At 63.7% G+C, this 11,869-nt stretch carries 11 protein-coding genes; 9 read left to right on the plus strand and 2 right to left on the minus strand.

Annotated elements, in window-relative coordinates:
* Positions 1 to 215 precede the first annotated feature (215 nt).
* Together ACH0CP_RS13660 and ACH0CP_RS13665 are read left to right on the plus strand one after the other, a co-directional pair.
* Complete coding sequence (locus tag ACH0CP_RS13660) at positions 216 to 1,667, plus strand: ATPase domain-containing protein (protein ID WP_406889581.1); 1,452 nt, start codon at positions 216 to 218, stop codon at positions 1,665 to 1,667.
* A complete protein-coding gene (locus tag ACH0CP_RS13665) occupies positions 1,664 to 3,652 on the plus strand; it encodes an ATP-binding protein (protein ID WP_406889582.1) in 1,989 nt (662 codons plus the stop codon). Before ACH0CP_RS13660 ends, ACH0CP_RS13665 begins: the two co-directional genes overlap by 4 nt.
* 53 nt (positions 3,653 to 3,705) lie before the next feature.
* On the opposite strand, the gene groL is transcribed toward ACH0CP_RS13665, so the two are convergent.
* Positions 3,706 to 5,325 carry a chaperonin GroEL gene (gene groL, locus ACH0CP_RS13670; RefSeq protein WP_406889584.1) on the minus strand — a complete coding sequence of 540 codons (1,620 nt, stop codon included), beginning with the start codon at positions 5,323 to 5,325 and terminating at the stop codon, positions 3,706 to 3,708.
* A gap of 57 nt (positions 5,326 to 5,382) precedes the next feature.
* Positions 5,383 to 5,679, minus strand: coding sequence for a co-chaperone GroES (groES, locus tag ACH0CP_RS13675; protein ID WP_099231001.1), 297 nt, complete (start codon positions 5,677 to 5,679; stop codon positions 5,383 to 5,385).
* 307 nt (positions 5,680 to 5,986) lie between these two features.
* Here groES and ACH0CP_RS13680 point away from each other — a divergent pair, with 307 nt between their 5' ends.
* The 7 genes from ACH0CP_RS13680 (at position 5,987) to ACH0CP_RS13710 (ending at position 11,780) form a co-directional block, all read left to right on the plus strand.
* A complete protein-coding gene (locus ACH0CP_RS13680; RefSeq protein ID WP_406889586.1) occupies positions 5,987 to 6,715 on the plus strand; it encodes a Bax inhibitor-1/YccA family protein in 729 nt (242 codons plus the stop codon).
* Positions 6,716 to 6,761: 46 nt separating this feature from the next.
* Entirely contained in the window at positions 6,762 to 7,376 is a 615-nt protein-coding gene (locus tag ACH0CP_RS13685) for an HdeD family acid-resistance protein (protein ID WP_406889588.1), read from the plus strand.
* A gap of 283 nt (positions 7,377 to 7,659) precedes the next feature.
* Positions 7,660 to 8,310: a YoaK family protein gene (locus tag ACH0CP_RS13690; protein ID WP_406889590.1), complete on the plus strand. Its 651-nt coding sequence runs from the start codon at positions 7,660 to 7,662 to the stop codon at positions 8,308 to 8,310.
* 207 nt (positions 8,311 to 8,517) lie between these two features.
* On the plus strand, positions 8,518 to 8,685 hold the full coding sequence (locus ACH0CP_RS13695; protein ID WP_406889592.1) for a hypothetical protein: 168 nt from the start codon (positions 8,518 to 8,520) through the stop codon (positions 8,683 to 8,685).
* A 177-nt stretch (positions 8,686 to 8,862) separates the two neighbouring features.
* Positions 8,863 to 9,204, plus strand: coding sequence for a hypothetical protein (locus tag ACH0CP_RS13700; protein ID WP_099230996.1), 342 nt, complete (start codon positions 8,863 to 8,865; stop codon positions 9,202 to 9,204).
* 496 nt (positions 9,205 to 9,700) lie between these two features.
* On the plus strand, positions 9,701 to 10,747 hold the full coding sequence (locus ACH0CP_RS13705) for a cation:proton antiporter (RefSeq protein WP_406889594.1): 1,047 nt from the start codon (positions 9,701 to 9,703) through the stop codon (positions 10,745 to 10,747).
* A gap of 90 nt (positions 10,748 to 10,837) precedes the next feature.
* Positions 10,838 to 11,780, plus strand: a protein-coding gene (locus tag ACH0CP_RS13710; RefSeq protein ID WP_406889596.1) for an IS630 family transposase whose coding sequence is annotated in 2 segments (ribosomal slippage) — positions 10,838 to 11,184 and positions 11,183 to 11,780 — 945 coding nt in all. Because the reading frame shifts where the segments join, the coding sequence is not laid out codon by codon here.
* The last annotated feature ends 89 nt before the right edge of the window (positions 11,781 to 11,869 follow it).

Raw genomic sequence — 11,869 nt, forward strand, 5'->3', positions numbered from 1 at the left:
TACACTCCTGATCCGGCACCCTTTCCCGCGGGGCGCCGTAGGCCGTCAGTCAAGGCTTCACAGCCTCTTCGCCTGCAGGTTCGACGAGCCTCCCTTCGCACCGGCCCTCGGCCGGAGCGGGGCATCGGCCGCTGCTGCGCAGATTTCGCGAATGCAGCCATGCTTGGACGGGGGACAGTCGAACGGTGAGTAGCGAAGATCCTGCAGCAACGGGGGTGCCGGGCCTCGACGACATCCTGAGCGGTGGCTTGAGCCGCGGCCGGGTGTTCCTCCTCGAAGGGATGCCGGGCACCGGCAAGACGACGGTCGCGATGCAGTTCCTGCTCGAAGGCGTGCGGAAGGGCGAGAAGGTTTTGTACCTCACGCTCTCGGAAAGCGAGGAAGAGCTTCGAGCGACCGCGGCCGAACACGGCTGGACCCTGGATGGCGTCGAGATCGTCGAGTTGATCTCCCCGGACAGCCTCATCGACGAGAAGCAGCAGCAGAGCCTGCTCTACTCCTCAGATCTCGAGCTGGTGGAGACGACCCGACGGATTTTCGAGGCGTTCACGCGATCCAAGCCTGCCAGGCTGGTGCTGGACAGCCTGTCCGAAATTCGCCTGCTGTCGCAGAGCTTGCTTCGCTACCGCCGCCAGGTGCTCGCTCTGAAGCACTATTTCGCCGGGCAGGGCACGATCGTCGTCATGCTCGATGATATGACCACCGATACCGAGGACAAGACGGTCCATAGCGTCGCCCACGGTGTCATCCGACTGGAAGAGATTCCCAGAGAGTATGGGCCGGAGCGGCGCAGGATCAGGGTGGTAAAGTATCGGGGGCGGGGCTTTCGTGGCGGTTATCACGACTTCCTGATCGAGAAGGGTGGCGCGCGCGTGTTCCCGCGCCTGATCTCGGCCGAGCATCGCACCAGCTTCGAACGCGACAGGGTCACCACCGAAGCGGCTGGGCTGGACGGCCTCTTGGGCGGCGGTCTGGAGCGGGGATCGAGCGTGCTGATCCTCGGTCCAGCCGGCACCGGAAAGTCGCTGCTGGCATTGACCTTCGTCGCCGCGGCGGTGGCCAAAGGCGAGAAGGCGGCGATGTTCGTGTTCGACGAGGAGATCGGTCTCCTCGCTGACCGCGCGCGGGGTTTGGGAATCGACATTGGGGCGATAATCGAAGCCGGCGCCCTCAAGGTCGAGCAGATCGATGCGGCGGAACTCTCGCCAGGCCAGTTCTCGGCACGCGTTCGTAGATGTGTCGAGGACAACGACGCAAAGACGGTCGTGGTGGACAGCCTCAACGGCTACCAGGCCGCCATGCCGGGCGAAAATGCTCTGGTGCTCCATATGCATGAGCTGCTGCAGTATCTGAACCGGCAGGGCGCAACGACCCTCGTCACCCTGGCACAGCATGGCCTCCTGGGTGACCCGAAGACCCCCGTTGACGTCACCTACCTCGCGGACACGGTCATCCTGCTGCGCTATTTCGAAATGCGCGGCCGCATTCGTCGCGCCATCTCGGTCGTCAAGAAGCGCACGGGCGCTCATGAGGACACCGTCCGCGAGCTCAGCATCGGAGCCGAAGGCGTCCGCGTCGGAGAAGCAGTCGTCGCCTTTCAAGGGGCTGCCCGAGGCGTGCGCAGTCTGTTCGCGGAGTCGCCCGACTTGATCGAAGACCGGCATTGATCCCGGAGCTTTCCGAGCGCGCGCTGATCCTCGCGCCCTTCGGGCGCGATGCGGAGGTCGCCGCTACCGTTCTGGCCGATGCCGGCGTGAAAGGCATCGAATGTGCCTCCATCGAGCAACTCGTTGACGAGATCCGGGCGGGAGCGGGGCTCGCCCTGGTCACCTCCGAAGCCCTGATCAGCGCCGACATCAGCGCGCTCAGGTCCTGGATCGAGCAGCAGCCTGACTGGTCCGACTTCCCGTTCGTACTCCTGGTCCAACATGTCAGTGGCTTGAAGCGTAATCCCGAAATCGCCCGCTACCCGGAAGTCCTCAACAACGTCACCTTCCTTGAACGACCCTTTCATCCCACGACCCTCATCAGCCTGGCGCGCGCCGCACTTCGCGGCCGCCGGCGTCAGTACGAAGCGCGGGCGCGCCTTGAGGAACTTCGCAGCCTAGCGGGGTTCCTGGAGCGCAAGGTCGAGGAGCGCACCGCCGAGCTCACCATTGGCGAGGCGCGGATGCGCGCGATTTTCCAGACGAACAACCAGTACCAGCTGCTCATCGATGTTGACGGTACCGTGCTGGATGCGAACGCAACCGCCATGGCGGGGATTGGAGGGCAGCTCCAGGACGTCCTAGGGAAGCCCTTATGGGAAACGCCTTGGTTTGCCGGGTCGCCTGACCTGCGCGACGTCGTGGAGAGCGGGGTCGGCCGTGTTGCGGCCGGCGAAACCCTGAAAAGGGAGCTGAACATCCATCTGCCGATTGGCCCCCGCACGTTCGATGTCGGGATGAGACCGATGCGGGGGCCCAATGGCGACACGTTGGCGCTCATCGTCGAGGCCATCGACATCACCGACCGCAAGAGGGCCGAGGAGGCGCTCAGGCAGGCTCAGAAGCTCGAGGCGATGGGTCAGCTGACCGGCGGCGTCGCGCACGACTTCAACAACCTTTTGACGCCGATCGTCGGCGGCCTGGACATCCTGATCCGCAGCGGTGTGGGCACCGAGCGCCAGCGCCGGCTGATCGAGGGCGCCATGCAGTCGGCCGAACGAGCCAGGGCCCTCGTCCAGCGGCTCCTGGCCTTCGCGCGCCAGCAACCGCTGCAGCTTCGCGCCATCGACATGGCCGCATTGGTTCGCGGCATGGCCGATTTGGTCGGCTCGACGATCGGGCCGAAGATCAAGCTGGTGCTCGAAGTGCCTGAGGAGCTGCCGCCCGCACGTGCCGATCACAACCAGCTCGAGATGGCTTTGCTCAACCTTTGCGTGAACGCGCGTGATGCCATGCCCGATGGGGGCACGTTGCAGATCGCCGTATCGGCGCAGACAGTGGCCGGCGATGACGCCAGGGGCCTGACGCCCGGACCGTATATCAGCCTCTCTGTCTCGGACACCGGAAGCGGCATGGATGAGGAGACCGCCAGGCGAGCCATTGAGCCCTTCTTCTCGACCAAGGGACTGGGCAAGGGAACCGGGCTCGGCCTTTCGATGGCCCACGGTCTCGCCCGACAGCTGGGGGGGACCCTCACCATCACGACCGCTCCCGGCGCAGGAACCAGGGTGGAGATTCTTCTCCCTGTCTCGACGGAGCTCCCGCGCCGTGAAGAACCGATCGTCGAGCGCCAGACGCCGCAGGAGGGAACAGCGCTCCTTGTCGACGGCGACGATCTCGTTCGGTCGAGCGTCAGCCAGATGCTGAACGCGATCGGCTATGAGGTGGTCGAGGCAAAATCGGCAGAGCAGGCGTTAGAGCTGGTAAAGGACGGTCTGAGCCCGACCGTCCTGGTGACCGACCATTTGATGAGCGGTATGTCGGGCGCGGCGCTTAGCCGCGAATTGGGTCCACGCACCCCGGTTCTGATCGTCTCCGGCTACGCGGAGAACAGCGAGATCGAGCCGCATTTCGCGCGTCTCATGAAGCCGTTTCGGCAGGACGAACTATCAGCGAAGCTCGCCGAGATCCGGGCCCGATCCAAAGCCGCCGGAGCCGTCACCTGAGCTCTGTCGCTTCGTCCAGCAAGCGAAGGGGGGCCGGGGGGCCCCCCTTTCTGTCAGTAGTCCATGGCCGGCATGGGCGCGGCCTTGTCGTCCTTGGGAAGCTCCGCCACGAGAGCTTCGGTGGTGATGAGCAGCCCGGCGACCGAGGCCGCGTCCTGGAGGGCCGTGCGCACGACCTTGGCAGGATCGATGACGCCTGCCCGGACGAGGTCTTCATACTCGCCGGTGGCAGCGTTGAAGCCCCAGTTATAGTCTGATCCCTCACCGAGCTTGCCGACCACATAGGCGCCGTCCTCGCCGGCATTATCGACGATCTGCCGCGCCGGTGCCTTCAAGGCGCGCCGGACGATCTCGACGCCCGCCTTCTGGTCGTCATTGGCCGGCGACAGGTTCTCCAGCGCCTTGACCGCTCGCAGCAGCGCCACGCCGCCGCCGGGCAGGATGCCCTCCTCGACGGCAGCCCGGGTCGCGTGGAGTGCGTCGTCCACCCGGTCCTTCTTCTCCTTCACTTCGACCTCGGTGGCGCCGCCGACCCGGATCACCGCGACGCCGCCGGCGAGCTTGGCCAGCCGCTCCTGAAGCTTCTCGCGGTCGTAATCGGACGTCGTCGTCTCGATCTGCTGGCGGATCTGCGCCGCACGGCCGTCGATGTCCGCCTTCTGGCCGGCACCGTCGATGATCGTCGTGTCGTCCTTGTCGATCACCACCTTCTTGGCCCGACCGAGCATGTTGACGGTGACGTTCTCGAGCTTGATGCCGAGATCCTCGCTGACGACGTTGCCGCCGGTCAGGATGGCGATGTCCTCGAGCATCGCCTTGCGGCGATCACCGAAGCCCGGCGCCTTCACCGCGGCGACGTGAAGCCCGCCGCGCAGCTTGTTGACGACGAGGGTCGCCAGGGCCTCGCCCTCGACGTCCTCGGCAATGATCAGCAGCGGACGGCCCGACTGGATCACCTTCTCCAGCAGCGGCACCAGCGCCTGCAGGTTCGAGAGCTTCTTCTCGTGGATCAGGATGTAGGGATCATCCAGCTCAACGCGGAGCTTCTCCGGGTTGGTGATGAAATAGGGCGAGAGGTAGCCGCGGTCGAACTGCATGCCTTCGACCACCTCCAGCTCGGTCGCGAGGCTCTTCGCCTCCTCCACGGTGATGACACCTTCGTTGCCGACCTTTTCCATCGCCTCCGCGAGAATTCGTCCGACTTCGGTGTCGCCGTTCGCCGAGATGGTGCCGACCTGAGCGATCTCGCTGTTTGCGCTGATGCTGCGTGCATGGGCCTTGAGATCGTCGACCACCGCGTTGACCGCGAGATCGATGCCGCGCTTCAGGTCCATCGGGTTCAGCCCGGCGGCGACCGCCTTGGCGCCCTCCCGAACGATCGCCTGTGCGAGAACGGTGGCGGTGGTAGTGCCGTCGCCGGCGAGATCATTGGTCTTCGACGCGACCTCCCGGATCAGTTGCGCGCCCATATTCTCGAACTTGTCCTTGAGTTCGATCTCCTTGGCGACCGTCACGCCATCTTTGGTGATGCGCGGTGCACCGAAGCTCTTGTCGATGACGACGTTGCGGCCCTTGGGACCCAGCGTCACCTTGACCGCATCCGCGAGCGTATCCACGCCGCGCAGCATGCGGTCACGCGCGTCGGTCGAGAAACGGACTTCCTTTGCAGCCATTGTATCCTTACCTCCTATATTCGCGTGAATAGTTGGTCCGAAGCTGGCTTAACTCGCTTATGCTTCGCTCTCGACGATACCGAGGATGTCGCTCTCCTTCATGATGAGCAGTTCCTCGCCACCGATCTTGACCTCGCTTCCGGACCATTTGCCGAAAAGCACGTGATCGCCGGCCTTCACCATGGGCTCGACGAGCTTGCCGTGCTCGTCGCGGGTGCCGGGGCCGACGGCAACGACCTCGCCTTCCTGCGGCTTCTCCTTGGCGGTGTCGGGAATGATGATGCCGCCGGCCGTCTTTTCCTCGGCTTCGATACGACGGACAGCGACACGGTCGTGCAGGGGACGGAAATGCATGCATTACCTCCTAAGCAGATCATGATGTGATGGGCCTCCCGTTCGCGTGGAACGGTCGGTTTCGGCAGAGTTAGGAAGATGATTTTCAACCATCAAGAGTGCTGCCAAACCTGGTTGGTACTGAGATCACTCGCATTGCGTGCGGATGCGGCGTTGCGCATCGCACGACGCGCAAACTGCCTCAGGAGTCGCCCAACCGGGGTGATTTAGATCAGCAGCCTCAGGCCAGCGATTCGCTACGCAACTGCCAAGGCCCTGACCGGAGCGGTCTGGCTGGATCGCTGCAACTTCGATCGGAGGAGCGCAGATGAACACGCCACTTGGAAGTCCGGGTGCAGGGTTGCGCGGCGTGGCGGCGCACGCCGACGCTTATGATCAGGGCCTTCGCAGGTATTTGTTGGGCATCTATCGAACGATGGCTCTGGGTCTTGGGGTGACGGGGATCGTCGCGCTAATCGTCGCCAGTACGCCCGGGCTCTACCAGCCCATCTTCAATACCCCCCTCAAGTGGCTGGTCATTCTTGCCCCACTTGCGTTCGTGCTGTTCTTCTCCTTCCGCGTCGAGCACATGAGCGTCGCGACGGCGCGGATCAGCTTCTATGCATTTTCTGCCGTCATGGGACTGTCGCTGGCCAGCATCTTTCTGGTGTTCACCGGCACCAGCATAGCCCTGGCCTTCTTTTCCGCCGCCGCCTTGTTCGCGACGATGTGCTTATGGGGCTACACGACCAAGGTCGATCTTTCACGCTGGTCGACGTTCCTGATGGTGGGTCTTGTCGGTCTGATCGTTGCCAGCCTGATCAACCTGTTTCTCGCCTCGAATACCCTGCAGTTTGCCGTTTCGATCATCGGGGTTCTGGTGTTCACCGCCCTTACGGCCTGGGACAGCCAGCGACTGAAGAGCCAGTACGTTGCCTACGCCGGCACTCAGTCGCTGGAGAAGCTCGCCGTGCTGGGGGCTTTGTCCCTCTACCTTGATCTCATCAACCTGTTCCAGCTGCTGCTGAACCTCACCGGCGAGCGGCAAAGGGCATAGCGACGTCGTGCCGCCGATTGGCGCGCGGCAGAGAAGGGAGGCATTCGTGGTTCGAGTCAAAATCAATGCTGCATCCGACGAGCAGGAAGCCGGCGGTCTGCCGATGCTGGGGACCTTGCGCCGGAACTGGGGCTGGATCGTCTTCCGCGGTGCGCTCGCGCTCGCGCTCGGCGTGGTGTCGTTCCTGTTTCCCGTCAGCGCGCTGTTCGCCTTTGCCACCGTTTTCGCAGCTTATGCGGGCGTGGACGGGATCTTGTCCCTCGTCGCCGCGGTTCGCGGCGCGCGCCGCAAGGAGGAGCGCTGGTGGACCTATGTGCTCCGCGGGATCATCGGCATCGCAACAGCGGTCCTGTTCGTGCTGATGCCCGCAGCCATGACCGCGGGATACGCCCTGGTTACGCTTATCATGCTGGCGGTCTGGGCGATCGTCACCGGTGCCCTCGAAATCGCTGCGGCAGTGACGTTGCGCAAGGTGATCCGCGGCGAATGGCTGATGGGCCTGTCTGGCGCTTTATCGATCGCTCTGGGGATCATGATCGTCGTCCTGCTGGTCATCGATCCGCTCACGACTTTGCCGTCTGCCGCCTGGGTGATCGGAACGTACGCGATCATCGCTGGCGTTGTTCTTCTCGGGCTCGGGTTCAAGCTTCGCCGGGCTTGATAGCCGGCGAGTCGCGATCGGCTGAGGTCGCAGCAGTCTCGCTAAGGCGGCAGGGAAGCGTTCGGCGTTCCGTGCCGACCGGTCCCAGCAGCAGGCGCTGTGCCGCCTGCGAGACACTCACATTGCATCGGCCCGGTCGCAAAGCCTAGGGAACTTGCGCCCAGCGCCTGTGTGGCTGGCAATCCGCCTGATGAACCTCTGCCGCTATCGCTGTCTGGTTGCGGACTGGAAGCAACCTCCTCGCACGGGCATCAGGTTCGTGCAGCAGGAGTATGTAGGTTCAATGATCGGCGTGCTTGAACGGCGACGAAAGTGGCTCGCCTTCTGTCTTACCGGGCTGGCGGGCTACGTCGACGGGCTGGGCTTCCTGGCCGCAGGCGGGATGTTTGTGTCGTTCATGAGCGGCAACTCTACACGGCTCGCCATCGGGGTGGCCGAACGGTCGGTGACGGCGTTGATCGCGCTGGGATTGATTGGTGCGTTCCTCACGGGCGTGATCGCGGCCACGCTCGTGGCCGCCCTGGTTCACAAGCGCCGCAAGTCCGCCGTCTTGGGACTCGTGTCATTGCTCCTCGCCTCGAGCGCGACGCTCGCGCACGTCGGCGCGGGCGCATTCGCACCGCTGCTTATGGCTGCTGCGATGGGAGCGGAGAATCTTGTTTTCCAGCGCGATGGCGAAGTGAGCATCGGCCTCACCTATATGACCGGTGCGGTCGTGAAGGCGGGGCAGCGGATCGGCATGGCACTGCTGGGCGGACCCAGATGGGACTGGCTCCCACACTTGTTGCTGTGGTCGAGCCTCGTCACAGGTGCGATCATAGGCGCGCTTAGCTTTCACCGATTGGGTGTCGACGGCCTCTGGTTCGCAGCGCTGGCCGCGCTTCTCCTGGCCGTTTGGGCAGGCCTCATCGAAAGGACGGGCGAACCGGCGTAGATCGCTGCAGGCGCTCTATCGCGGCCTTGAGGCTGTGGCCGTGGTCCGTCCGGAACGACGCGCGCATGACCTTGCCGGCGACCGCTTGAGACAAGCCGAGCGGCGCTGATCTGAATCAGGGCCTAGTCGTTCCCGACAGGCAGAATGTTCAGTCGGTTCGCGCGGATGCACAGGTGCAGCGCGCTCACTTTAATGGAGGATGAAAAGATGACGGGCCCCAAAGCGTCGATGAATCCTGACAAGGACAAGAAGCCGGATCTGGCGCCTGATGAGAGCGTGGCCAAGGAAGAGCAGGAGGGAACGGAGCTCGACCCAGTCGACGAAGCGATCGAAGAGTCTTTCCCCGCGAGCGATCCCCCGAGCTGGACGCTTTGAAGTAGGCGGCAGAGTTCCTGCGCCGGAGGTCCGGGCCGGAAAGGAGAACGTTCATCGCCGACGATCCCAAAGGGTCAGCAGACTTCTCCAGACGCTGTGTTTGCCGACGTTTTCTGATGGCGGACGCGCGCGATGCTTCTAGTAACTGGATGGAGCGAGCGAGGCGAAGGATCTGGCATGGCAAAGTTCCTGGCGTTGTACATCGGATCAGCAACGGACGCGGAAAAAGCCGCGTCACCGATAAGTCCTGACAAGCAGTCAGAGGGGATGGCTGCTTGGGGGGCGTGGATGGGCAAGAACGCTGAATACATAAAGGATGCTGGCGGCCCGCTCGGCCGGACCATGCGGGTGTCCTCGTCGGGCGTCGAGGCGGCACGAAATAGCCTCACCGGCTACATCATCGTCGAAGCCGACACGCACGAGGCTGCCGCTCGCCTTTTCGAGAACCATCCTCATTTCACGATCTTTCCGGGCGAAGCGGTCGAGGTCGTCGAGTGCCTTGAGATACCCGGAGCATAGCGAAGCGACGCTGCGGTACGGTTAGGGCGCTGTTGACGTCCGCTCAGCCGAACCGGCGGCTCCAGGATCGCGCTCACCCTGGAGCTGTCGCAGCCGCCGTCGAAAAGCTGAAGAGGCGCTTGACGCAGCAGGACAGAACCCGGCTGAGGTATGTCAGTGTGCGTCCTCTCGACCTGAGCGATTGCTTGGTGACTTGCCCAAGACGGAGGTGACGAGTGCTGCCAGCTCAGAGCCCGAAGACCGTGGGGGGCGCGGCGGTTGGCACCGATCGAAGGGACGAGGCTCGACGACGTCCTTCCAGCGCTACCGCGCGCGGGCGTGATCGATCCTGGGCGCTGAGTGCCGGTGCTCACAGCCATCGGCGAACGTGGGAAGGCCGCTTCAACCGATTATCTCTCCACGCCCGAGCGTCGCTGCATCCCACGGCTCGCTGAGCAGCCCCGACCCGCCGCCCTCGGCGGAAAGCACTTGATCCCCGCGAGAGGCGTCCCGGTTTATGCTTCACCATTTTCTCGCCGATGCGGTGATCCTGATTTTTGCCTCCCTGGCGTTTGTCGCGCTTTTCACGAAGTTCCGCCTCTCTTCAATTGCAGGATATCTCGTCGCCGGGTCGGTCGTCGGCCCCTATGGACTTCACCTCGTCTCAGCGAATGAGGGAACCCGCTTCCTTGGTGAGCTCGGCATCGCCGCGCTGATGTTTGTCATTGGCTTTGAATTCTCCTGGCCACGCATTGTCGCGGCCCGTCGATTGGTTTTTGTGCTGGGCACGCTTCAGGTCGTCGTCACCGCATTGCTCGTAGCCGGAGTCGCCCTCCTCGCGGGCCTGTCCCTGACAGCATCATTGATCTTGGGCTTTGCATTGGCGCATTCATCGAGCGCCATCGTTCACAAGCAGCTGCTGGACCAGGACGAGGTGACGACCAGTCATGGCATAGCAACGACGGGTATCCTCCTCTTCCAGGATCTGGCCGCCCTGCCTGTCCTGCTCCTGGTTGGCGCGGTTGCCTCAGGCGCTGAGGAGGACCTTGCCGGCCTGATGTTGCGGTTGGGCGCAGCCGTGCTTGTCTTCACGGGTGCCGCGCTCTTCGCGCGCAAGACGATAGGCCGTATCTTCGATTGGATCGCGCGAACCGGATCCAACGAGCCGCTGATGCTTGCCGGGCTCGCGTTGGTCGCAGGCGTCGCGTTTCTCGCAGAGCTGATCGGACTCTCCCTGGCGGTGGCATCCTTCATCGTCGGCATGGTCGTCGCCGAGAGCAACTACCGCCATCACCTCGCAGACGAGCTCCGGCCGCTGCGGGATATCTTCCTCGGTCTCTTTTTCCTGACGATCGGTATGAGCGTCGATTGGTCGATCGTTCTCACCGAGCCGGCAGCGACGGCCGGCGCTGTGGCTATCCTCGTCCTCGTGAAGCTCGCAATCATCTTCGCTCTCGCGCGGCTCAGCGGCATCGCAACCAATGCGGCATTGCAGAGCGCGCTGGTCCTGGCGCACGGCGGCGAGATGGGGTCGGTTCCGGCTGAGGGCGAAATGACACCCTAGAGCGGGATGACGTGAGTCTGAATCACTGGAGATTCCCAGAGGCGCGGTGATCTGATTGAAGGTGCAGGCCGGTGAAGGAGGCTGGCTTGCATGGCGAAGCCGTATTCGATGGACCTGCGCGACAGGGTGGTGCGGGCGGTGACGGCAGAGGGCATGTCGTGCCATGCGGCTGCGGCCCGCTTCGGGGTTGCGCCAAGTTCTGCGATTAAATGGATGCGGCGCTACCGGGACACGGGCAGCGCAGCGCCGGGTCGAATGGGCGGCCGCCGCACCAATATCCTATCGGGCGCGACGCGAGACTGGCTGCTGGAACGGGTGGCGAGCGACTTCACGCTGCGGGGTTTGGTGGCCGAACTGGCCGAGCGCGGCGTGAAGGTCGACTATGTTCAGGTCTGGCGATTTGCCCATGCCGAGGGTCTGAGCTTCAAAAAAAAGCGTGCTGCCCGCCGAGCAGCTCCGCCCCGCCATCGCGCGACGCCGGGCACAGTGGAAGAAATACCAGGGTCGGCTTGATCCGGCGCGCCTCGTCTTCATCGACGAGACATGGGTGAAGACGAACATGGCCCCCTTGCGAGGATGGGCGCCGGTCGGCCGGCGCCTCCACGCCAAGGTGCCCTACGGCCACTGGCGGACCATGACCTTCCTCGCGGCACTCCGATGCGATCGGATTGACGCACCCTGCGTGCTCGACCAGCCGATCAACGCCCAGAGCTTCACCGACTATGTAGAACAATGCCTGGTGCCGACCCTCTCGCCCGGCGACGTCGTCATCATGGACAACCTGTCCAGCCACAAGAAGCCCGCCATTCGCCGCGCCATCAAAGCCGTGGGCGCCAGGCTCCTGTTCCTGCCGCCATACTCGCCAGACCTGAACCCGATCGAACAGGTCTTCGCCAAGCTCAAGCACCTCATGCGAAAGGCTGCCGAGCGATCCCACGAGGCAACATGGCGCCGCGTCGGCACCCTGCTCGACACATTCACACCCGACGAATGCCGAAACTATCTCCGCAATGCCGGGTACGCGTCAGCTTGATGTCATCAGACTCTAAGCGAAATGGCCGGGTTTGGCTGGAGAACGGACTGGTGGCTTTCCGACAGCGATCCTCTACTCGCTGCCATCTC

The organism is Sphingomonas sp. 179-I 2A4 NHS (assembly GCF_045369135.1).
Classification (GTDB): domain Bacteria; phylum Pseudomonadota; class Alphaproteobacteria; order Sphingomonadales; family Sphingomonadaceae; genus Sphingomonas.